The organism is Pseudomonas sp. AU11447, from assembly GCF_001672555.2.
GTDB lineage: Bacteria > Pseudomonadota > Gammaproteobacteria > Pseudomonadales > Pseudomonadaceae > Pseudomonas > Pseudomonas nitroreducens.
Genome location: NZ_LZDG02000017.1, coordinates 358,788 through 381,588 on the forward strand (window position 1 = coordinate 358,788; position 22,801 = coordinate 381,588).

At 66.0% G+C, this 22,801-nt stretch carries 20 protein-coding genes and 1 pseudogene; all 21 read right to left on the reverse strand.

Annotation, left to right across the window (positions count from 1 at the left end):
* Positions 1 to 78: 78 nt before the first annotated feature.
* Positions 79 to 405: a hypothetical protein gene (locus A6723_RS02280; protein WP_054906414.1), complete on the reverse strand. Its 327-nt coding sequence runs from the start codon at positions 403 to 405 to the stop codon at positions 79 to 81.
* A 112-nt stretch (positions 406 to 517) separates the two neighbouring features.
* On the reverse strand, positions 518 to 2,218 hold the full coding sequence (gene ureC / locus A6723_RS02285) for an urease subunit alpha (protein WP_054906415.1): 1,701 nt from the start codon (positions 2,216 to 2,218) through the stop codon (positions 518 to 520).
* 127 nt (positions 2,219 to 2,345) lie between these two features.
* Entirely contained in the window at positions 2,346 to 2,651 is a 306-nt protein-coding gene (locus A6723_RS02290; RefSeq protein WP_054906416.1) for an urease subunit beta, read from the reverse strand.
* A complete protein-coding gene (locus A6723_RS02295) occupies positions 2,648 to 3,154 on the reverse strand; it encodes a GNAT family N-acetyltransferase (protein WP_054906417.1) in 507 nt (168 codons plus the stop codon). The genes A6723_RS02290 and A6723_RS02295 overlap by 4 nt, the downstream gene beginning before the upstream one ends.
* Before the next feature lie 84 nt (positions 3,155 to 3,238).
* On the reverse strand, positions 3,239 to 3,541 hold the full coding sequence (locus A6723_RS02300; protein WP_045216369.1) for an urease subunit gamma: 303 nt from the start codon (positions 3,539 to 3,541) through the stop codon (positions 3,239 to 3,241).
* A 1-nt stretch (position 3,542) separates the two neighbouring features.
* Positions 3,543 to 4,376, reverse strand: coding sequence for an urease accessory protein UreD (locus A6723_RS02305; RefSeq protein WP_054906418.1), 834 nt, complete (start codon positions 4,374 to 4,376; stop codon positions 3,543 to 3,545).
* 303 nt (positions 4,377 to 4,679) lie between these two features.
* Positions 4,680 to 5,135, reverse strand: a complete 456-nt coding sequence (locus A6723_RS02310) for a GNAT family N-acetyltransferase (protein ID WP_054906428.1) — start codon at positions 5,133 to 5,135, stop codon at positions 4,680 to 4,682.
* 232 nt (positions 5,136 to 5,367) lie between these two features.
* The gene (gene urtE, locus A6723_RS02315) at positions 5,368 to 6,066 is read right to left on the reverse strand and encodes an urea ABC transporter ATP-binding subunit UrtE (protein WP_054906419.1); all 699 of its coding nucleotides are present in this window, start codon (positions 6,064 to 6,066) and stop codon (positions 5,368 to 5,370) included.
* A 109-nt stretch (positions 6,067 to 6,175) separates the two neighbouring features.
* Entirely contained in the window at positions 6,176 to 7,030 is an 855-nt protein-coding gene (gene urtD / locus A6723_RS02320; protein ID WP_139092873.1) for an urea ABC transporter ATP-binding protein UrtD, read from the reverse strand.
* Entirely contained in the window at positions 7,027 to 8,106 is a 1,080-nt protein-coding gene (gene urtC / locus A6723_RS02325; RefSeq protein ID WP_054906421.1) for an urea ABC transporter permease subunit UrtC, read from the reverse strand. Before urtC ends, urtD begins: the two co-directional genes overlap by 4 nt.
* 133 nt (positions 8,107 to 8,239) lie before the next feature.
* Positions 8,240 to 9,826: an urea ABC transporter permease subunit UrtB gene (urtB, locus tag A6723_RS02330; RefSeq protein WP_054906422.1), complete on the reverse strand. Its 1,587-nt coding sequence runs from the start codon at positions 9,824 to 9,826 to the stop codon at positions 8,240 to 8,242.
* A 183-nt stretch (positions 9,827 to 10,009) separates the two neighbouring features.
* Positions 10,010 to 11,278 (reverse strand): urea ABC transporter substrate-binding protein, encoded by a 1,269-nt coding sequence (gene urtA / locus A6723_RS02335; protein ID WP_054906423.1) that lies wholly within the window; start codon positions 11,276 to 11,278, stop codon positions 10,010 to 10,012.
* Between the two features lie 238 nt (positions 11,279 to 11,516).
* Complete coding sequence (locus tag A6723_RS02340; protein WP_054906424.1) at positions 11,517 to 12,110, reverse strand: MarC family protein; 594 nt, start codon at positions 12,108 to 12,110, stop codon at positions 11,517 to 11,519.
* A gap of 283 nt (positions 12,111 to 12,393) precedes the next feature.
* Positions 12,394 to 15,204 (reverse strand): hybrid sensor histidine kinase/response regulator, encoded by a 2,811-nt coding sequence (locus A6723_RS02345; protein ID WP_054906425.1) that lies wholly within the window; start codon positions 15,202 to 15,204, stop codon positions 12,394 to 12,396.
* 125 nt (positions 15,205 to 15,329) lie between these two features.
* The gene (gene purD, locus A6723_RS02350) at positions 15,330 to 16,619 is read right to left on the reverse strand and encodes a phosphoribosylamine--glycine ligase (RefSeq protein ID WP_064979549.1); all 1,290 of its coding nucleotides are present in this window, start codon (positions 16,617 to 16,619) and stop codon (positions 15,330 to 15,332) included.
* 239 nt (positions 16,620 to 16,858) lie between these two features.
* Entirely contained in the window at positions 16,859 to 18,466 is a 1,608-nt protein-coding gene (purH, locus tag A6723_RS02355) for a bifunctional phosphoribosylaminoimidazolecarboxamide formyltransferase/IMP cyclohydrolase (protein WP_054906430.1), read from the reverse strand.
* Positions 18,467 to 18,553: 87 nt separating this feature from the next.
* Positions 18,554 to 18,874, reverse strand: a complete 321-nt coding sequence (gene fis / locus A6723_RS02360) for a DNA-binding transcriptional regulator Fis (protein ID WP_024766365.1) — start codon at positions 18,872 to 18,874, stop codon at positions 18,554 to 18,556.
* Positions 18,871 to 19,878 carry a tRNA dihydrouridine synthase DusB gene (dusB, locus tag A6723_RS02365; RefSeq protein WP_037007535.1) on the reverse strand — a complete coding sequence of 336 codons (1,008 nt, stop codon included), beginning with the start codon at positions 19,876 to 19,878 and terminating at the stop codon, positions 18,871 to 18,873. Before dusB ends, fis begins: the two co-directional genes overlap by 4 nt.
* 222 nt (positions 19,879 to 20,100) lie before the next feature.
* Positions 20,101 to 21,324, reverse strand: a complete 1,224-nt coding sequence (locus tag A6723_RS02370) for a DUF3426 domain-containing protein (protein WP_064979560.1) — start codon at positions 21,322 to 21,324, stop codon at positions 20,101 to 20,103.
* Positions 21,325 to 21,642: 318 nt separating this feature from the next.
* Positions 21,643 to 21,714, reverse strand: a pseudogene (locus A6723_RS32615) (MJ0042-type zinc finger domain-containing protein); the annotation flags it as partial.
* 60 nt (positions 21,715 to 21,774) lie between these two features.
* On the reverse strand, positions 21,775 to 22,653 hold the full coding sequence (gene prmA / locus A6723_RS02375) for a 50S ribosomal protein L11 methyltransferase (protein ID WP_054906432.1): 879 nt from the start codon (positions 22,651 to 22,653) through the stop codon (positions 21,775 to 21,777).
* Between the last annotated feature and the right edge of the window lie 148 nt (positions 22,654 to 22,801).

A 22,801-nucleotide genomic window follows, 5' to 3' on the forward strand; every position in this document is an offset into this window, starting at 1 on the left:
ACGGAGAAAAGTTTGATTTAAGACAAGGGCGGAAGCCGGACCGGGCATTGCGCGCCGGTCCGGCAAGCAGGCAGGGCCTTACTTGTTCAGCTTGATCACGTCACCGGAAACGGTGGTGGTGTAGCCGGTGAGGACCCAGGCCCAGAACCAGTTTTCCTGCACCTGGGTGTTGATCAGTGCATCTCCGCCCTTGGTCTTGACTGCAACGTTCTGCGCGCGAACGAAGCGGTCGTTCTGCTGGATCGGAATGAAGCCGAACAGCAGGATCCCGGTGGCCTTGCCTTCGCCGTGTCCGATAACGGTGTACTGCTCGGGGCTGTAGGTCTGGGTCTTCATCGGGGTGCCGGTGCAGCCGGCGAGGATGGCAGTGGCCAGCAGGGTGGCGGCGATACGGGTGAATTTCACGTGACTCTCCTGAGATGTAACCCCCGGGACTCTTTCCCAGGGGGCGCGCAGGGTAGCCATCATCGTGATGTTGTGGAAGCCAGCAAGCTGCCGTTGCTGGGCTTTACCTGCTTCAGAACAGAAAATACCGCTGCGCCATCGGCAGCACATCGGCCGGTTCGCACCACAGCAGTTGTCCATCCGCGCGCACCTGATAGTTCTGCGCGTCCACCTCGATGTGCGGCAGGTAGGCGTTATGGATCAGGTCGGTCTTCTGCACGCTGCGGCAGCCCTTCACCACACCGATGGCCTTGCGCAGGCCGAGCTCGTGGTGCACGCCGAGGTCGAATGCGGCCTGGCTGATGAACGTCAGGCTCGTGGCGTGGCGGCTGCCAGCGTAGCTGGCGAACATCGGTCGGTAGTGCACCGGCTGCGGCGTCGGGATCGAGGCGTTGGCATCGCCCATCAGGCTCGCGGCGATGGCGCCGCCCTTGAGGATCAGGCTCGGCTTCACACCGAAGAAGGCCGGGCGCCAGAGCACCAGGTCGGCCAGTTTGCCTACTTCGATGGAGCCCACTTCATGGGCCACGCCGTGGGTGATCGCCGGGTTGATGGTGTACTTGGCGATGTAGCGCTTGGCGCGGAAGTTGTCGTTGCGCGCGCCATCGCCCTCCAGCGCGCCGCGCTGCTTCTTCATCTTGTCGGCGGTCTGCCAGGTGCGCGTGATCACTTCGCCGACGCGGCCCATGGCCTGGCTGTCGGAGCTGATCATGCTGAAGGCGCCGAGGTCGTGGAGAATGTCCTCGGCGGCGATGGTCTCGCGGCGGATGCGTGACTCGGCGAAGGCCACGTCCTCGGCGATGCTCGGGTCCAGGTGGTGGCAGACCATCAGCATGTCCAGGTGCTCGTCGATGGTGTTGCGGGTGAAGGGCCGGGTCGGGTTGGTCGAGCTGGGCAGCACATTGGCGAAGCCGCAGGCCTTGATGATGTCCGGTGCGTGGCCGCCACCGGCGCCTTCGGTGTGGTAGGTGTGGATTGTGCGGCCCTTGAAGGCGGCCAGGGTGGTTTCGACGAAGCCGGACTCGTTGAGCGTGTCGGTGTGGATCGCCACCTGCACGTCGAGGCGATCGGCCACGGACAGGCAGTTGTCGATCGCCGCCGGGGTGGTGCCCCAGTCCTCGTGCAGCTTCAGGCCGATGGCGCCGGCGCGCACCTGTTCCTCCAGTGGCAGCGGCAGGCTGGCGTTGCCCTTGCCGGTGAAGCCGATGTTCATCGGGAAGGCATCGGCGGCCTGGAGCATGCGCGCCATGTGCCAGGGCCCCGAGGTGCAGGTGGTGGCGTTGGTGCCGGTGGCCGGCCCGGTGCCGCCGCCGATCATGGTGGTCACGCCGCTCATCAGCGCCTCTTCGATCTGCTGCGGGCAGATGAAGTGGATGTGCGTGTCGATGCCACCAGCGGTGAGGATCATGCCTTCGCCGGCGATCACTTCGGTGCTGGCGCCCAGGGCGATGCTGACGCCCGGCTGGATGTCCGGGTTGCCGGCCTTGCCGATGGCAGCGATGCGCCCGTGCTTGAGGCCGACGTCGGCCTTGACGATGCCCCAGTGGTCGATGATCAGCGCGTTGGTGATCACCGTGTCGACCACTTCGGCGGCACACCGTTGGCCCTGGCCCATGCCGTCGCGGATGACCTTGCCGCCGCCGAACTTCACTTCCTCGCCGTAGACGGTGAAGTCCTTCTCCACCTCGATCCACAGGTTGGTATCGGCCAGCCGAACGCGGTCGCCGACGGTGGGGCCGAACATGTCGGCGTAGGCTTGTCTGCTGATTTTCATTGGGGCTCCCTGGTCGGTCCCTGCGTTGACTCGCCCTCACCCCAACCCTCTCCCGGAGGGAAAGGCGGCGGATCGGCGCACTGCGTTTCTCCCTCTCCCCTTGGGAGAGGGCCGGGGTGAGAGGCTGTCAGAGCGCGCCCATCACTCGTCCGGCAAATCCGTAAACCTTTCTCTCGCCCGCCAGTTCCACCAGTTCCACGTCACGACGCTGCCCCGGCTCGAAGCGCACGGCAGTGCCGGCGGGAATGTTCAGGCGCATGCCGCGAGCCGCGTCACGATCAAATAGCAACGCGTCGTTGGTCTCGAAGAAGTGGTAGTGCGAGCCGACCTGGATCGGCCGGTCGCCGCTGTTCGCCACCGTCAGGCCCAACGTGCGGCGGCCGGCGTTGAGTTCGATCTCGCCGGGCTGGATGTCGTATTCGCCTGGGATCATGGAGTGCTCCGTGAGTCGAGGTTGAGTTGCATGAAGGTCAGGTCCAGCCAGCGGCCGAACTTCTGGCCCACCTGCGGCATCTGCCCGGTGGTGACGAAGCCCAGGCGTTCGTGCAGGCGGATCGACGCCGCGTTACCGCTCTCGATGGCTGCAACCATCACATGCAGGCCCTGGGCGCGGGCGCGCTGGATCAGCGCCTGCATCAGGATCGGGCCGAGGCCCTTGCCGCGCTGGTCGGCGCGCACGTAGACCGAATGCTCCACGGTTTCGCGGAAGCCATCGAAGGCCCGCCACGGGCCGTAGCTGGCATAACCCAGCACCTCTGCGCCGTCTTCGGCCACCAGCACCGGGAAGCCTTGCTGCGCGCGCAGCTCCAGCCATTGGCGGCGGTTCTCCAGGTCGATGGCGACCTCGTTCCAGATCGCAGTGGTGTTGAGCACGGCGTCGTTGTAGATGTCGCGCAGACTGCCGAGGTCGGCTTGGCTGGCGTCGCGGATGAGCATGTCGGTTCCTCTGTACGGTGGGCGAATGACGCGCAACGCTTCATCCGCCATTGTCGCCGCCCCTGGGGTGTGGGACGCGCGCGTTCAGGCGATGGGTTGGTGCACAGTGACCAGTTTGGTCCCGTCGGGGAAGGTCGCTTCTACCTGAATCTCCGGGATCATTTCCGGTACTCCTTCCATCACCTGTTCGCGGGTCAGCAGCGTGGTGCCGTAGTGCATCAGGTCAGCAACCGTCTGGCCATCGCGTGCACCTTCGAGCAGCGCGGCGGAGATCAGTGCGATGGCTTCCGGGTAATTGAGCTTCACACCGCGGGCGAGGCGGCGCTCGGCAACCAGGCCGGCGGTGAAGATCAGCAGCTTGTCTTTTTCGCGAGGGGTCAGGTCCATTTCAGGTACTCCAGATTCGGGGAGGAACGGCCTCGCGGCCGAGCAGCGCTGGCCGTAGCCGGCGCCAGAGTTCGATGAGCCAGGCGCGGGCGTGCAGCGCCTCATGGGCGAGGCAGCGGGCGACCACCAGGCCGGGCAGTTGGGTGAGGTTGCCGCGCCCCTGGCAGGGGATGGAGCGGCAGGCCTGGATGAGTGCAGCGTCGATCTGCCCGCTGGCGATCAGCGTGGCCATTACCGGATGGCCGGCGAGGCCGATGGGCGAGTCGAGCAGGCGGTCGCCGCCGTCCACGCGCTGGCGCTCGTGCCACAGGCGCTGGCCGTCACGATGGATATCCAGGGCGGCGGCGAAGTGGCCGTTGTCGAAGCGCTCGCCGCTGGCCGGGCGACCGAGGGCGACGATGTCCCAGTAGAACAGCCGGGCGTCGTGTTCGAGATCGATGCAGGTAGCCAGCTCCGCCTGGGCGCCGGAATAGACGATGGTTTCCTGCGGTAGCCATTCCAGGGTGGCGCCGGGCGCGACACGCAGTTTCAATTGCTGTTTTGCCGGACACGTGGCGCGGTACCACTTGGCTGCGCCGGGGCTGGTGAGCTGTGCCCAACTGCCGGTGCCGGCGTGGATATCCAGGTCCAGGGTGTCGCCGCCGGCGATGCCGCCGGGCGGGTGCACCACGATGTGCTGGCAGACCTGTGGGCCTTCTGCGTAGAGGTGCTTCTGCACCCGCAACGGGCCGAGATGCCTTCGCGTGACTGGGCGGGTGCAGTCGCCGACGCGGGCATAGGCCAGCTCGAGCTCGGCGTGCCAGGCAGGGTGGAAGAGGGTGGCCGGTGCGTTCATGGGCAGCTTCGAAAACGAAGGATGCACATGACAGTGCAAGCGTCGTGCCGGGGTGCGCCAGGATAGTGCGTGGCCACTGCCTGGCTAGGTGAAGCTCAGGTATGGCGCGGGATTGACGGCGATGGAGGTGATTGTCCGATCGGTCAGGTATTGGCGCGGTTGCGGTGCGTTATCGCCAGGCGTGCACCATGTTGGTGCAATGGCCGTGGGGCGAGCTTGCTCGCGAACAGTTGGTCAGACTAACGCCGGAATCATCGGTTGAATCGGCGGTTCGCGAGCAAGAACTGGGCGTTTCGCTCGCTTCTACTGGGCGAGCTGCTTGCGCATGTACACCCGGCGGAAACCGTTCTCGACCTTGCGCGCGTACTCCTGGTAACCGTTCTTCGCGTACAGCTCGATGTTCTCGGTCATCCGCTCGTTGGTATAGAGGTACAACGACGCGTAGCCCAATTGCGCGGCGGTTTGCTCAGCATGGATCAGCAGGGTGCGGCCGATGCCCTGGCCGGCGCATTCGGGCAGCACGGCGATGTTGTCGAGCAGGAAGCCCTCGTCGGTCTCGCGCATCACCAGCAGGCCGACGGGGACGCCGTCCTGTTCGGCGATGAGCACGCGGTCCTCGGCGATGATGGCGTGGTAGTCATCCAGCATCGGCCCCGGCTTGCGGCCGAGGGTGGGAATCCACTGGGCGTAGGCGGCGGCCACGCAGACTGCGGCGAAGCCGGCGTCGTCATTGACGGCGGGGCGCAGGATGAGGGGCATGACGAACTCCGGAAAGAACAGTACGGGGCCTGGCAGCTTGCCACCGGCCGCCGTCATGCGCCAGTGACAGGTCGTCTCGGCGTCGGGCGTGGTTCGCGAGGCCGAATTCGTTCCCTACGGATAACGGCATTCCCCACATCCCTGTGGGTCACAAGCTCGCTCCTACAAAGAGCATGCAGGCCCGACCTGTAGGAGCGAGCTTGCTCGCGAACCGGCGCAGAATGCCGTCGCCTCAGATGGTCACCAACCCCCGCACGCCCTCGGCCCCCATGTCCACGCCGCGCCCCTGCTGGACGATTTCCCCGCGCGACATCACCAGGTACTGGTCGGCCAGCTCGGCGGCGAAGTCATAGAACTGCTCCACCAGCAGTATGGCCATGTCGCCGCGCTCGGCAAGCTTGCGGATCACCGCGCCGATCTCCTTGATCACCGAGGGCTGGATGCCTTCGGTGGGCTCGTCGAGGATCAGCAGGCGCGGCTTGCTGGCCAGGGCGCGACCGATGGCGAGCTGTTGCTGCTGGCCGCCGGAGAGGTCGCCGCCGCGGCGCTGCTTCATTTCCTTGAGCACAGGGAACAGCTCATAAATGTGCTCGGGCACCGTCTTGGCCTCGCTGGCGCCGAAGCGCGACAAGCCCATCAGCAGGTTCTCCTCCACCGTCAGCCGGGGAAAGATTTCCCGCCCCTGCGGCACGTAGGCGATGCCGGCGTGTACGCGCTGGTGCGGCTTGAACCCGGTGATCGGTTTGCCTTCCCAACTGACCTTGCCTTCCTTGGCCGGCACCAGGCCCATCAGGCAACGCAGCAGCGTGGTCTTGCCCACGCCGTTGCGGCCGAGCAGGCAGGTAACCTCGCCGATCTTCGCGTCGAACGACAGGCCACGGAGGATGTGGCTGCCGCCGTAGTACTGGTGGAGCTTGTCGACTTGCAGCATGTGCGTATTCCTTGGAGTCGGGCTGCGGCGGATAACGCTGCGCGTTATGCGCCCTACGGTTGGCTCTGGCGTAGGGCGAATGAAGCGGAACGCTTCATCCGCCGTCGGTCTAGCGCCCCAGATAGACCTCAATGACCTGCTCATTCGCCTGTACGTCTTCCAGCGAACCCTCGGCCAGCACATGCCCCTGGTGCAGCACGCTGACGTGGTCGGCGATGCTGCCGACGAAGCCCATGTCGTGCTCCACCACCATCAGCGAGTGCTTGCCGGCGAGGGACTTGAACAGCTCGGCGGTGAACTCGGTCTCGGCGTCGGTCATGCCTGCCACCGGTTCGTCCAGCAGCAGGAGTTGTGGCTCCTGTACCAGCAGCATGCCGATCTCGAGGAACTGCTTCTGCCCGTGGGAGAGCAGCCCGGCGGGGCGGTTGCGCGACTCGCGCAGGCGGATGGTGGTGAGGACTTCCTCGATGCGGTCCTTCTGCTCGCCGGACAGCTTCGCCCTGAGGCTGGCCCACACCGACTTGTCGGTCTTCTGCGCGAGCTCCAGGTTCTCGAACACCGAAAGCGCCTCGAACACCGTGGGTTTCTGGAACTTGCGGCCGATGCCGGCCTGGACGATGTCCACCTCGCTCATGCGGGTGAGATCGAGGGTTTCGCCGAAGTAGGCCTTGCCGTTGTCCGGGCGGGTCTTGCCGGTGATCACGTCCATTAGCGTGGTCTTGCCCGCGCCGTTGGGGCCGATGATGCAGCGCAGTTCGCCGACGCCGATGTACAGCGTCAGGTCGCGCAGGGCGCGGAAGCCGTCGAAACTGACGTTGATGTCTTCCAGGGTGAGGATGGTGCCGTGGCGCACGTCCAGCTGGCCGCTGGCGCTCGAACCGAGGCCGATGGCATCGCGGCTGGCGCCGGGGTCACGGTTGGGATCGTAGGCCGGTTCCAGCATCAGGTGGGGGACCGCTCTCATTGCTCTTTCTCCCGCTTGATCAGGCCGAGGATGCCGCGCGGCAGGTACAGGGTGACGAGGATGAACAGCGCGCCGAGGAAGAACAGCCAGTACTCGGGGAAGGCCACGGTGAACCAGCTCTTCGCGCCGTTCACCACACCGGCGCCAAGCAGCGGGCCGATCAGCGTGCCGCGTCCGCCGAGGGCGACCCAGACGGCGGCTTCGATGGAGTTGGTCGGCGACATCTCGCTGGGGTTGATGATGCCCACCAGCGGCACGAACAGTGCGCCGGCCAAGCCGCAGATCACCGCGGAGAGTGTCCAGACGAACAGCTTGTAGCCGCGCGGGTCGTAGCCGCAGAACATCAGGCGGTTCTCCGCGTCGCGCAGGGCGGTGAGCACCCGGCCGAACTTGCTGCGTGCCAGGGCGAAACCGACCGCGAGGCTGGCCGCCAGCAGCACGACGATGGCGACGAACAGCGCCACTCGCGTGCCCGGCGCGGTGATGGAGAAGCCGAGGATGCTGCGGAAGTTGGTGAAGCCGTTGTTGCCGCCAAAGCCGGTCTCGTTGCGGAAGAACAGCAGCATGCCGGCGAAGGTCAGCGCCTGGGTCATGATCGAGAAGTACACGCCCTTGATCCGCGAACGGAAGGCGAAGAAACCGAACACCAGGGCCAGCAGCCCGGGCGCCAGCACCACCAGGCACAGCGCCCAGAGGAAGTGCTGGGTGCCGGCCCAGTACCAGGGCAGCTCCGTCCAGGAAAGGAAGGTCATGAAAGCGGGCAACTGGTCGCCGGCCGCCTCGCGCATCAGGTACATGCCCATGGCATAGCCGCCCAGGGCGAAGAACAACCCATGGCCCAGGGACAGCAGGCCGGCGTAGCCCCACACCAGGTCCAGCGCCAGCGCGACGATGGCGTAGCAGAGGATCTTGCCGGTGAGCGTCAGCCCGTAGGCGGACAGGTGCAGCGCGTTGCTCTCCGGCAACAGGTGCAGCAGCGGCAGGATCAGCAGCGCGACGAGCGCGGCGCCGACAATGCCGGCGGTGAGTTTCGGGCCGGCCTTCTGCGCAGCCGTCACTGTAAGTGGCTGGTTCACGAGTCAATCTCCCCGGCTTCTTGTAGGAGCGAGCTTGCTCGCGAACAGGTTTCCCGTTGGCTTCGGAGTTGGGCGGGTTCGCGAGCAAGCTCGCTCCTACCAAGAGCAGTCAGTTCGAGCATGGGAGTCTTCATCAATCGATCACCCTCCCTTTCAGAGCGAAGAGCCCCTGCGGACGTTTCTGGATGAACAGGATGATCAGCGCGAGGATCAGGATCTTGCCCAGCACCGCGCCGATCTGCGGTTCGAGGATCTTGTTCGCCACGCCCAGGCCGAAGGCGGCGAACACGCTGCCGGCGAGCTGGCCAACACCGCCGAGCACCACCACCAGGAAGGAATCGATGATGTAGCTCTGGCCCAGGTCCGGGCCGACGTTGCCGACCTGCGACAGCGCCACGCCACCGAGGCCGGCGATGCCCGAGCCGAGGCCGAAGGCGAGCATGTCCACGCGGCCGGTGGGCACGCCGCAGCAAGCAGCCATGTTGCGGTTCTGGGTGACGGCGCGCACGTTCAGGCCCAGCCGCGTGCGGTTGAGCAGCAGCCAGGTAAGCGCCAGCACGAACAGCGCGAAGCCGATGATGACGATGCGGTTCCACGGCAGCACGAGGTTGGGCAGCACCTGGATACCACCGGACAGCCAGGCCGGGTTGGCGACCTCGACGTTCTGTGCGCCGAACAGCACGCGCACCAGCTGGATCAGCACCAGGCTGATGCCCCAGGTGGCGAGCAGGGTTTCCAGCGGGCGGCCGTAGAGATGGCGGATCACCGTGCGCTCCAGCGCCATGCCGATGCACGCAGTGACCAGGAAGGCCACCGGCAAGGCCAGCAACGGGTACAGCTCCAGCACGCCGGGCGCGTAACGCTGGCAGAGCAACTGCACCACGTAGGTGGAGTAGGCGCCGAGCATCAGCATCTCGCCGTGGGCCATGTTGATCACCCCGAGCAGCCCGTAAGTGATCGCCAGGCCCAGGGCGGCGAGCAGCAGGATCGAGCCCAGCGACAGGCCGCTGAAGGCCTGGCCGAACAGGTCGCCCATCAGCAGCCGGCGCTTCACCTGGCCGAGGCTGGTGGCGGCGGCGGTGCGCACGGACTCATCCGGTTCCACGGCGGGGTCGAGGAGGTTTTCCAGGCGGGTGCGTGCCTGCGGATCGCCGGATTCGCCGAGCAGGCGTACGGCGGACAGGCGCACTGCTGGCGCGGGATCGGCCAGCTGCAGGTTGGCCAGGGCCAGTTGCAGCGCGGCCTTGACGCCGTCGTCGGACTCTTCGTTGAGGCGGTATTCGAGGAGAGTGCGTTGCGCGGGACGGGCGCTTTTCTGCAACTGCCGTGCGGCTTCCAGGCGCACCTCGGCGTTGTCGGCGACCAACTGGTGGCTGGCCATGGCGGTATTCACCAGGCCGCGCAGGCGATTGTTCAGGCGCAGCTTGTCGGGCTCACCGACCGGTCCCGCGCCACCCTCGGCGGCGTGGTACTGCTGGTCGTCGCCCAGGAGAAACGCGCGGTTCTGTGCGTCGAGGGCCAGGCGGCCGGACTGGATGGCCTCCAGCAGGGGCAGGCGATCGGCGTCGGGCGCGGCGGCCCATTGTTCAAGCAGTTTCGCGCGGCCGTCATTGTCGGCACTGGCGAAGTCCTGTGCGGGGCCTGCGAAAGCCAGCTGTGGAAGCAGCGCGGCCAGTGCAATGGCGAAGTGACGGAAAAGGTGAAGCAAGGCAGTGGGCATTGGCGTATTCCCTGGGCAGCCGTGTGGGCGTTTTGCCCTCTCCCTGTCCCTCTCCCTGAAGGGAGAGGTGACGTTCCGCCGGCCTCGGGAGTGGCCGGTCGCGCCGTGCTATCGGCAACGCGCCGAACGGCTCCCTCTCCCTTCAGGGAGAGGGCTGGGGAGAGGGACTTTGCGGACTGGCACTCAGTTACTACGCACCGCGTAATCCGGCTTCTTGTCGTTGCCCGGAATGAACGGGCTCCACGGTTGGGCGCGGATCGGCTCGGGGGTCTTCCAGACCACGTTGAACTGACCGTTGTCCTCGATCTCGCCGATCATCACCGGCTTGTGCAGGTGGTGGTTGGTCTTGTCCATGGTCAGGGTGAAGCCCGACGGCGCCTTGAAGGTCTGCCCGCCCATGGCCTCGCGGACCTTGTCGACGTCGGTGCTGCCGGCCTTCTGCACGGCCTGCGCCCACATGTGGATGCCGACGTAGGTGGCCTCCATCGGGTCGTTGGTCACGGCGGTGCTGTAGTTGGGCAGGTTCTTGGCCTTGGCGTAGGCCTTCCAGTCAGCGACGAACTTGGTGTTCTCCGGGTTCTTCACCGACTCGAAGTAGTTCCACGCGGCGAGGTTGCCCACCAGCGGCTTGGTGTCGATGCCGCGCAATTCCTCCTCGCCCACGGAGAAGGCCACCACCGGCACTTCGGTGGCTTCCAGGCCCTGGTTGGCCAGTTCCTTGTAGAACGGCACGTTGGAGTCGCCGTTGACGGTGGAGATCACCGCGGTCTTGCCGCCGGCGGAGAACTTCTTGATGTCGGCGACGATGGTCTGGTAGTCGCTGTGGCCGAACGGCGTGTAGACCTCCTGGATGTCCTTGTCGGCCACGCCTTTGCTGTGCAGGAAGGCGCGCAGGATCTTGTTGGTGGTGCGCGGGTAGACGTAGTCGGTGCCGAGCAGGAAGAAGCGCTTGGCAGCGCCGCCGTCTTCGCTCATCAGGTATTCCACCGCCGGGATGGCCTGTTGGTTCGGCGCGGCGCCGGTGTAGAAGACGTTGGGCGACATTTCCTCGCCCTCATACTGCACCGGGTAGAACAGCAGGCCGTTGAGTTCCTCGAAAACCGGCAGCACCGACTTGCGCGACACGCTGGTCCAGCAGCCGAAGACCACCGCGACCTTGTCCTGGGTCAGCAGCTGGCGCGCCTTCTCGGCGAACAGCGGCCAGTTGGAGGCCGGGTCGACCACCACCGCTTCGAGCTTCTTGCCGTTCACCCCGCCCTTGGCGTTGATCTCGTCGATGGTCATCAGCGCCATGTCCTTGAGCGAGGTCTCGGAGATCGCCATGGTGCCGGACAGCGAATGCAGGATGCCGACCTTGATGGTCTCGGCAGCCTGGGTGCTGAACGGGAACAGACCGGTGAGCAGCAGGGCACTCACGGCCAGCGTACTTTGCAACAGCGGACGACGTTTCATCGCGGCAGCCTCCTTGGCTATCCAGGGGCGGGGAGTTGCCGTCGGCGGCAGCTTCCCCGGAAATGGGGCGATCCTTGAGCGGGATCGAAGCTGCCATCGCAGCATCCGTGCCAAACAGGCAAAAGCCTCGGCGCAGATGGGCTGAACGCGATTTTCTGTCGTATTGGTGAGGTTTTTCAGTGCGCAGCTTTGGTGCGCCAAACGCCAAATGGTGCGCGGCGCTCCCCAAAGGAGCGCGTCATTGCGGGATGAAGTAGCCGCGCACGCCGGTCATGATGATCTGCGCGGCGAGGGCGCAGACGAACAGCCCCATCAGGCGGCTGACGATCATCAGGCCCTGCTCGCCGAGGACCTTCTCGATCTTGTCGGAGAGGTAGAGCGTCACACCCACGGTCAGGCAGGCCAGGAAGATCGCCGCCAGGGACAGCAGCTTGTGCTCCCAGTCCTGGTTCACGCCCATCACCAGCAACGCACCGATGGTGCCGGGGCCGACGGTGATGGGGATGGTCAGCGGGACGATGGTGACGTCCTGTTGCACGTTGTCCGCCTGCACTGCCGAGCGCCCTTGCGCCATGCCCAGCGCGGAGATGAACAGCACGGAGCCGGCGCCGATGCGGAAAGCGTCGGCGGTGATGCCGAAGAGCGTGAAGATGTAGCGGCCGAACAGGTACAGCAGCACGCTGGCGATCAGCGCCGCCAGGGCCACGCGCCAGGCCATGCGCTTGCGGTCGCGGGGGGCGAAGCCGCGGTTCAGGCTGATGAAGCAGGAGAGCACGAAGAAGGGGCTATAGAGCACCAGCATCTTCAGGTACACGCTGAACATCGCTTGCATGGGAACGACTCGTCCGGATTGAGAGGGCGCGGCTGGGCAAAGCATAGCGGGTGGGACGGTGGGTGGCATTGCGGCGGGGCAATTGCCGCTGGGGCCGTCAGGTTGTGTAGGAGGTGATCCTGAGCCTGCAGAAGCGAGGGGACGCCATCGTTATTGCTCGCGAACGGATTTGCCGGCGGCATCGGAGTGAGGCGGGTTCGCGAGCAAGCTCGCTCCTACAAGGCCCCCTGGCAGCTCGGCGTGGTGCTTGATCCGCTCCCACCGGGATAAGAAGTGCGGCAGGTCAGGAAGGCAGCGCATCGCTCTGCTGCTGGCGCAGGCGGCGATCACGTTCGCCGACCCAGTAGGCCACCAGCTCGCGCAGTTGCGACAGCTCCACCGGCTTGGCCATGTGGCCGTCCATGCCCACCAGTCGCGCGCGTTCCTTGTGCTCGCTGAGGATGTGCGCGGTGAGCGCCACCACCGGGGTGTGCGGGCGGTGCTCGCTGGCTTCCCAGGCGCGCAGGCGCTCGGTGGCGGAGAAGCCGTCGAGTACCGGCATCTCGCAGTCCATCAGCACCAGGTCGTACTGGGTGGACTTCATCGCGGCGAGGGCTTCCTCGCCATTGCTGGCGGTATCCGGTTGCAGATTGAGCTTGCTCAGCATGCCGCGGATGACCTTGGTGGAGATGCTGTTGTCCTCGGCGACGAGGATGCGGAAGTCGCTTGGCGGCACGTTGGACACCGGCTCGCTGGTCGGCGAGAGGTAGTTGCTCACGCCGCTCGGGCCGCGCTGCGACAGCTCCTCGGCGAGGGTCGCCTTGAGCGTGTAGCCGGCCACCGGCTTGGCCAGGATGCGCTTGATCCCGGCGTTGCGGGCGATGATCTTGCTCGGCGCGTTGCTGATGCCGGTGAGCATGATCAGCAGGATGTCGTGGTTGAGGTTCGGGTCTTCCTGGATCTTGGTGGCCAGCTGCATGCCGGTCATGCCGGGCATGTCCTGGTCCAGCAGGACCACGTCGAAGTACTCGCGCAGGTGCGCCTTGGTACGCAACTGGGCCAGCGCTTCCTTGCCCGAAGACACCGCGCTGACGTTCATGCCCCAGGCGCTGCACTGCTGCACCACCACCTTGCGGCAGGTCTGGTTGTCGTCCACCACCAGCAGGCGTGCGCCCTGCAGCGGGCTGTCGAGGTCGGCGCCGGCCTGGTCGATCTGCTGTGGGTCCAGTGGCAGGCTGAGCCACAGCAGGTTGCCCGCGCCTTCGGCGCTGTTGCCGCTCTCGATGCCGCTCTCTATTCCAAAGTCGCCCGACATCAGGCGGATCAGCTGGCGGGCGATGATCAGGCCGAGACGGCTGCTCATGCGGGTGGCGGAGAGGAAGTCGCGGCTGTGCAATTCGGCGGTGAGCAGCGCCTGGCGGTCGGCGCTGTCCAGGGGCCTGCCGCTGTCCTGCACGGCGATGCGCAGGCGCGGGCGCTCGGCCGGGCCGTCGAGGGCGACGACGAGAAGGATCTCGCCCTCGTCGGTCTGCTTGAAGGCATTGTCCAGCAGGCTCAGCACGGCCTGGCGCAGGCGCGTCGGGTCGCCACTGATGATGCGTGGCACTTGCGGCTGGGTGAAGCTGATCAGCTCGACCTTCTGCTGTTCAGCCTTGGCGCGGAAGATCGCCAGGCAGTCCTCGATCAGCGCGCCGAGGTCGAACTGCACCTCGTCCAGTTCGATCTGACCGGATTCCAGCTTGGAGATGTCGAGGATCTCGTTGATCAGCGAGAGCAACTCGTTGCCCGCACTGTGGATGGTCTGTACGTAGTCGCGCTGCTTGGCCGAGAGCGGGGTGCCGAGCAGCAGCTCGGTCATGCCCAGCACGCCGTTCATGGGGGTGCGGATCTCGTGGCTGATCTTGGCCAGGAAGTCGCCCTTGGCCTTGAGTTCGGCAACGTTGGCGGCACGCACGCGGCTGGCGGCGAAATGGTCGTTCTGGATCTTCCGCTGGCGTTCGGCCAGGGCCAGGCTGAGCAGGAAGCCGACCACCGCCGAAAGCCCCAGCAGGCCGCTGCCGAGCCATTCGGCGCGGGTCGCCGCGTAGCCCAGCAGCGACGGCAGGCACAGGCACCAGATCACGACGAAGAGGCCCATGCCGATAGCGAACAGGCGCGCCGGCCGGTAGGCGTGGATCCAGTAGTAGACCGCGACGCCGAGCATGCCCAGGGTCACCAGGGTGATCAGCCCGTACACCAGGCTGCTGACGGACAGGGAGAACAACAGGTTGAGCGCGATGCCCAGCACCACGAGTGCGGCGGTGCCGCCCAGCAGCAGGCGCCTGAGCGGCAGGCGCGGGCTGAGGCCCGAGAAGAAGCTGGCGGTATAGCCCAGCGCGCAGAACAGCGTCACCACCAGGCAGGCCAGGGCGGCCATTGGCTGCAGCGACTGGCTGTTGCCGTACCAGGGGCTGAGCAGGCCGAACAGGTTGAGGCAGGCCAGCAGCAGGCTGGCGTGTACGCCGGCCAGCCACAGTCCGCTGGCAACGCGGGTGTAGGCGAAGCGCACGAGGTTGTAGGCCAGCAGCATGGCCAGGCAGCCGATCAGCACGCCGAAGTGCAGCGGGCGCTGGTCGTTGCTCGGCTGGCCGGCGGCCTCGATGCTGATGTTCGGCCGCAGTGGCATCGTCGAGGCGAGGCGCAGGTAGAGGTCCAGCGGCTCGGCGGCGGCGCGCAGGGGAATCATCAGGTCACTGTTGAGCAGCGGGCGCTGCACCGGGGAGAGGTTGCCGGCGCTCTTCTGCTCGAGCACCTTCTGCCCGTCGAGAATGAACATCTCGAAGCTGTCCAGGCTCGGCGCGAACAGGCGCAGTTGCTGGGGCTCGTCGCTGGCGGGAAGACGGAAGTGCAGCCAGGTCGCGCCGGGGCCGGCGGGGGCGTGCAGGTCGTTGATGTCGAGGGGGCTGAAGAGGGTGCGGTAGCGCGGGGAGATTACGTCCTGCAGCTGCAGGCGGGCGTCACTGTCGTGGAGCTGGGACCAGCCGGGATCCTGGCTTGCCGCGTAGGTCGGAAGACAGACCAGAGCGGCCAGCAGCAAGCTGACGAGGAGTCCTGTGGCAGTCCAGAGCCGACGCACGGCGAAGTCCCTTCGGTAGTGAGTGGGCGGATTATAGCCAAGTGTGCTGAAGGCCGTAATCCACCCGTGCACGCGGGGACCGGTGCAGCGGAGGCGTCCGACGAGGGACGCCTCCGGCCGTCGGATCAGCCTTCGCCGCGCTCGCGGGCGATGGCGCGATAACCGATGTCGGTGCGGTAGAAGCTGCCGTTCCAGCGAATCTTCTCGGCCAGGCGGTAAGCCTGTTGCTGCGCGGAGGAAACGGTTGGGCCAATGGCCGTGGCGCACAGTACGCGGCCGCCGGCGGTGACGATCTGACCGTCCTTGAGCGCGGTGCCGGCGTGGAACACCTTGCCGTCGAGCTTGGCGGCTTCGTCCAGGCCTTCGATGACGTCACCCTTGGCGTAGTCGCCCGGGTAGCCGCCCGCGGCGATCACCACGCCCACGGTGGGACGTGGGTCCCAGGTGGCTTCGACCTTGTCCAGCGCCTTGGCCAGCGCAGCTTCGACCAGCAGGACCAGGGAGCTTTCCAGGCGGACCATGATCGGCTGGGTCTCCGGATCGCCGAAGCGGCAGTTGAACTCGATGACCTTCGGCTTGCCGCTCTTGTCGATCATCAGGCCGGCATACAGGAAGCCGGTGTAGACGTTGCCTTCCTCGGCCATGCCGCGCACGGTCGGGTAGATCACTTCGTCCATCACGCGCTGGTGCACGTCGGCAGTCACCACCGGTGCGGGCGAGTAAGCGCCCATGCCGCCGGTGTTCGGGCCGCTGTCGCCGTCACCGACGCGCTTGTGGTCCTGGCTGGTGGCCATGGGCAGCACGTTCTGGCCGTCGACCATGACGATGAAGCTGGCTTCCTCGCCGTCGAGGAACTCTTCGATCACCACGCGCGAACCGGCGTCACCGAAGGCGTTGCCGGCGAGCATGTCGCGCACGGCTTCTTCGGCTTCGGCCAGGGTCATGGCGACGATCACACCCTTGCCCGCGGCCAGGCCGTCGGCCTTGATCACGATGGGTGCGCCTTTCTCTTTCAGGTAGGCCAGCGCCGGCTCGACTTCGGTGAAGTTCTGGTAGTCGGCGGTGGGGATCTGGTGGCGTGCGAGGAAGTCCTTGGTGAAGGCCTTGGAGCCTTCCAGCTGGGCGGCGCCGGCGGTGGGGCCGAAGATGTCCAGGCCACGGCTGCGGAACAGATCGACCACGCCTTTGACCAGCGGAGCCTCGGGGCCGACGATGGTCAGTTGCACGTTCTTCGCGGCGAAATCAGCCAGTTCTTCCAGGGCCAGTACGTCGATGGCGACGTTCTCGCACTTGGCTTCGGTGGCGGTGCCGGCGTTGCCCGGTGCGACGAAGACCTTCTGCACGCGCGAATCCTGCGCGACCTTCCAGGCCAGCGCGTGCTCGCGACCGCCGCTGCCGATGATGAGTACGTTCATTGGAGTTCTCCTGAACAGTTCCGGCAGTGCCGGATCGTTGGGTATCGCTTCGCTCCACCCAACCTACGAAAGCTTCACGACCGAATCGCGCTTTTAATCAATCGATCTCAAGGGGCGCGATGAAGCGGGTAGATGCAAGGCGCCCGAGCGTTCACCAAGCGGAGTTGCCTTCTGGCAATGAGCATTGGGGAACGTTCGGGCAACGCAGCAGATACCTGCTTCAGCGCGTCCGATCCACCTTAGTGGCGGAAGTGGCGCATGCCGGTGAAGACCATGGCAATGCCGGCTTCGTCGGCAGCGGCGATCACTTCGTTGTCACGCATCGAACCACCCGGCTGGATCACTGCGGTGATCCCGGCCTTGGCAGCGTTGTCGATGCCGTCGCGGAACGGGAAGAAGGCGTCGGAAGCCATGACTGCACCCTTCACTTCCAGGCCAGCGTGCTCGGCCTTGATGGCGGCGATGCGGGCGGAGTTCACGCGGCTCATCTGGCCGGCGCCGACGCCGACGGTCTGGCGCGCCTTGGCGTAGACGATGGCGTTGGATTTGACGAACTTGGCCACTTTCCAGGCGAAGATCAGGTCATGGATTTCCTGCTCGCTCGGGGCGCGCTGAGTGACGATCTTCAGGTCATCGGCGGTGATCATGCCGATGTCGCGGCTCTGTACCAGCAGGCCACCGTTGACGCGCTTGAAGTCCCAGCCCGGCGCACGCTCGGCCGGCCACTCGCCGCATTCCAGCAGGCGCACGTTGGCCTTGGCGGCGACGACGGCGCGGGCGGCTTCGGAGATTTTCGGGGCGATGATCACTTCGACGAACTGACGCTCGACGATGGCCTGGGCGGTCTCGCCGTCCAGCTCGCGGTTGAAGGCGATGATGCCGCCGAAGGCCGACTCGGTGTCGGTGGCGTAGGCCAGGTCATAGGCCTTGCGGATGCCGCCTTCGTTCTCCGGAACCACGGCCACGCCGCACGGGTTGGCGTGCTTGACGATGACGCAGGCCGGCTTGACGAAGCTCTTCACGCACTCCAGCGCGGCGTCGGTGTCGGCCACGTTGTTGAACGACAGCTCCTTGCCCTGCAGCTGGATGGCGGTGGAGACGCTGGCCTCGCCCTTCTTCGCCTCGACGTAGAACGCCGCGCTCTGGTGCGGGTTCTCGCCGTAGCGCATCTCCTGCGCCTTGATGAACTGGCTGTTGAAGGTACGCGGGAAGGCGCCGCGGTCGGCGGTGGACAGGGTGTCGCGCGCCTGGTCGATGGTGCCCAGGTAGTTGGCGATCATGCCGTCATAGGCCGAGGTGTGCTCGAAGGCCTTCAGGGCCAGGTCGAAGCGCTGGGCGTAGGTCAGGCCGCCGGCCTTCAGGGCTTCGACGATGCCGGCGTAGTCACCGGCATTGACCACGATGGCGACGTCCTTGTGATTCTTCGCTGCGGAACGAACCATGGTCGGGCCGCCGATGTCGATGTTCTCGATGGCGGTCGGCAGGTCGCAGTCGGCCTTGGCCACGGTCGCTTCGAACGGGTAGAGGTTGACCGCCACCAGGTCGATCGGCTTGATGCCGTGCTGCTCCATCACCGCGCCGTCGAGGTCGCGACGGCCGAGGATGCCGCCGTGGATCTTCGGGTGCAGGGTCTTCACGCGGCCGTCCATCATCTCCGGGAAGCCGGTGTAGTCGGCCACTTCCACGGCGGCGATGCCATTGTCCTTGAGCAGCTTGTAGGTGCCGCCGGTGGAGAGGATCTCCACGCCGAGGGCTGCCAGCTCACGGGCGAAATCGACGACGCCGGTCTTGTCGGAAACGCTGATCAGCGCACGGCGGACGGGCAGGCGGGTGGTTTGGTCGGTCATAACGGCTTCCACAAAGGCTTCGGGCTTTTCGCGTGTCAGGCGTGGGCCCGGCTGACCTTGCGGTCGCGGGCCCGCGCCTGCCACCTGTCAGAGAAGATCGTACTGCTTGAGTTTCTTGCGCAGGGTCCCGCGGTTCAGCCCCAGCAGTTCGGAGGCTTTGGTCTGGTTACCCTTCACGTGGTTCATGACGGTTTCCAGCAGCGGCGCTTCGACTTCGCAAAGCACCATGTTGTACACGTCCGTGACCGGCTGCCCTTCGAGATGGGCGAAATAGTTATGCAGTGCCTTTTCCACGCTGTCGCGGAGGGTCTGGCCCTCCTGCGTCGGAGTGGTCAGGTGCTGTTTAAGGTTGGCGTTGTCGCTCACGGGTGTCATTCCACTCACTAATGTCTCGGTCATCGTTGTCATGCGGCCACCCCTTCTCCGTTATTGTGGCGCTCGGCGAAGAACTGCCTGACGCTGGCGCTCTGTGCATCCGTGTCCTGCAAACGATTGAACTGGGCGCGGAACTCCGCCGCGCCCGGTTGGGTTGCGAGGTACCAGCCCACATGCTTGCGGGCAATGCGCACACCCATTTCCTCCCCATAAAACGCATGCAATGCAGCGAGGTGTTCGAGCAGGATGCTCTGCACCTCGTGCAGACTCGGCGCCGGCAATAGCTCGCCGGTGCTCAGGTAATGATCGATCTCGCGGAAGATCCAGGGATTGCCCTGGGCGGCGCGGCCGATCAGCAGGGCATCCACGCCCGTCTGTTCGAATACCTGCCGTGCCTTGCGCGGTGAATCGATATCACCGTTGGCGAAGACCGGAATCGAAACCGCCTGCTTGATCGCCGCGATGGTTTCGTACTCTGCTTCGCCGGTGTAGAGGTCGGCACGGGTCCTGCCGTGTACCGCCAGCGCCTGGATGCCCGACTGCTCGGCGATCCGCGCCACCGTCACACCGTTCTTGTTCGACCGGTCCCAACCGGTGCGAATCTTCAGGGTGACGGGAACCTCTACCGCCGCGACCACCGCCTCGAGGATGTCGGCCACCAGCCGTTCATCCTTCATCAGCGCCGAACCCGCGGCCTTGTTGCACACCTTCTTTGCCGGACAGCCCATGTTGATGTCGATGATCTGGGCGCCGAGCTCCACATTGCGCTGGGCAGCTTCCGCGAGCATCTGCGGGTCGCCGCCGGCGATCTGCACCGAACGCGGCTGATCTTCGTTGTCGTGCTGCAGGCGCAGGCGCGACTTGCGGCTGTTCCACAGGCGGACGTCACTGGTGACCATCTCCGATACCACCATGCCGGCGCCGAGGCGGCGGCACAGCTGGCGGAACGGACGATCGGTGACGCCGGCCATCGGGGCCAGGATCAGTCTGTTGGGCAGTGTGTAGGAGCCGATGCGTACCACCGACTGGATTTCCATGGTCAATGGGGCGGGAACACCGAGGCGCCGCGCGTTGTACCACTCGCGGATGCGTTTCGGGGCCTGCCACCGGTGCTAGCAAAAAAGGGAGGGCATGATACCCGCTCTCGATGACCGGATAAAGGCGATTTTGGATAAATTCTGAACAGCTTCGGGCTTAGTACCCAAGGTAGGAAGACGAGCGGAACTGGCGCTCTCAGGCGCTTTGAGCTACCCGCGGGGTCATTCCGGTGAGTGGAAGCTCAGGCTGTAGTTCACCGCTTTCGGGCCCGGGTCGAGGATGTCCAGGGAGATGTGGATCGGCGTCTGCGGCGGCATCTCGCTCTGCCCGGCCAGCTCGCCGGAGAGGTATTCGCTGGGCTTGAAACGGCGGCTGGCGATCAGCTGGCCGTTGAGGTCGGCGAAGCGCATTTCCAGCAGCGGGAAGGGCTGGGAGAAGTTCGCGCGGTTGTAGATGATCGCGTCCACGACCAGTGCGCCGCTGAAGTCCGGGTGGCTGCGCACCACCAGGTTGCTGCTGCGGATCTGCTCCACGTCGACCTTGGAAGGCAGGGTGCAACCCAGCTCCGGGCAGGCCTGGGCGAACCAGGGACGGTACTGGTCCTGGCGGGCCAGTTCGTCGAAGTGATAGGCGATGTACTGGCCAGCGAGGCCGGCCAGGGCCAGCAGCACCAGCAGCAGCCAGAACAGGCGGCGGCCCCAGCGGCTCTTGGGTTTCTGCCAGTCCAGTTGCAGCGGTTCGTCGCTCAGGTCGTGCAGACCGTCGCTACCCAGCCCCGGCTCGGCGCGGCGGCTGTCGGCGCGCTGGTCGGCCAGCGGCGGCTCTTCGTCCTCATCGTCGACGGCATCGGGCTCGTCGTCATCGCGGCGGGCGCTGAAGGCAGGGAGCTTCTCGTCGTCGGTCTCGGCGCGCAGGGGGGCGGGGTCGATGCGCGGTTCGTGCGCCGGTTCGTCCTCTGCCTCTTCCGGCTCGGGCTCCTGGTCAGCTACCAGGCGTGCGCTGGCGAGCGGCTCCTCCGGCTCATCGGCGGGCAGTTGGCCGAGGCTGGGCTCCTGGCGGGACACACGGCTGGCGCCTTTCTGTTCCTCTTCGATCAGGGCTTCGGCCCAGCGTTCGTCGTGCGGGTCGCGCTTCTCTTCCTGGCGCGTCTGCAGGGCTTCGCTGGGGCGCGGCGCGCGTTCGATGCTGAGAAATTCCTGGGACAGCTCGAACTCGTCGAGCTTTGCCAGCTCCTCGTCGAGATTGAGGCTATCCAGGTCGAGATCGTCGTGGATCCACAGCGTCTCGTCTTTCCTTGCCGTCATCGGGGCGGGCTTGGCTGGCTCGCTGATCACGGTTGCCGCCGGGGCGATCACCGTGGTCGCGGCAATGGTCGGGGCGGGTTCGGGGGCCGGTGTTGGTTTTGCTTCCACCTTCGCTTCGGTGATGGCGGGCTTTTCCGCCACATCGCTGGAGTGCCGCGCGGCGTGGGGCGCCAGCGGCCAGCCAAGGGTGGCGGTGCCGGGGACACTCACTGTGGCGGGCTTTTCGGGGGTGAAAGTGCTGAAAGCCGGCGCGGGAATCGGCGCAGAGGCGACCGGCTCCGGAGCTTTGGCTGGAGCCGCTTGCACGACCGGCTCCGGGGCAGATGCCGGTTTGGCGGCTTCGATGGGCGGTGCCGCGGTGGCAGCCACTGCCGGCCCCTGGGGCGGCTCGCCCACCATGTTCTGCGGTGCGCTGAACACTTTCAGGCAGGTTCCGCAGCGCACAGCACCGCTGGCCGCGCCCAATTGCGCCGCGTTGACGCGGAATCGGGTCTGGCAATGGGGGCACTGTGTGATGAAGCTGTCGCTCATGCGGCGGTCCGGCGGAAAAATCTGGCGGTTAGTCTAACTCAAGCCCCGTACAGCGGGCACTCAGCGGCGGCGGCCGCTGATGCGGATCCAGCCATCGCGCTCGGCGGTCGGGTCGAGGTCGAAGGCGCCGGCATAGGCGGCGCGCACTTCCTCGGCCTGCTCGGCGAGGATGCCCGAGAGGGCCAGCAGGCCACCGGACTTCACCAGCCCGGTGAGCTGTTCTGCCAATGTGACCAGCGGGCCTGCCAGAATGTTCGCCACCAGGACGTCCGCTGGTTCCTTCGGCAGATCAGCGGGCAGGTAGACGGGGAATTTCGCCGGGTCGATGCCGTTGCGCGAGGCGTTGTCGCGGGAGGCTTCCAGCGCCTGCGGGTCGATGTCGGTACCCACCGCCTGTTCGGCCCCCAGCAGCAGGGCGGCGATGGCGAGGATGCCCGAGCCGCAGCCGAAATCCAGCACCTGCTGGCCGGCCAGTTCCTGGCCGTCGAGCCATTCCAGGCAGAGCGCGGTGGTCGGGTGGGTGCCGGTGCCGAAGGCCAGGCCGGGGTCGAGCAGCAGGTTCACCGCTTGCGGTTCCGGGGCGTCGTGCCAGCTGGGGACGATCCACAGGCGGCGGCCGAAACGCATGGGCTTGAAGTTGTCCATCCAGCTGCGTTCCCAGTCCTGGTCCGCGATGTGCTCGATCTGGTGCTGGGGCAGTTCGCCGCCGGTCAGCAGGGTCAGATGGGCGATCAGCGAGGTTTCGTCGGTGTCCGCCTCGAACAGCGCGAGCAGGTGGGTGTGGCTCCACAGCGGCGTGGTGCCCAGGTCCGGCTCGAAGATCGGCTGGTCTTCGGCATCCATGAAGGTCACCGATACAGCGCCGACTTCCAGCAGCGCATCTTCATAGGTTTCCGCCTGATCCGGGGTGATGGCGAGTCGGACTTGGAGCCAGGGCATGGGGCGGTACCTCGATCGTGCAGGGATGGCGCTGGAAAAGACAACGGACCGCCTGGGCGGCCCGCAGATAAAGGCGGCAAGCTTACTGCACGGCACCTTGCCATGCCAGCGGGCAGGAGCCGCAAAGCACAAGGGCCGCCCGGAGGCA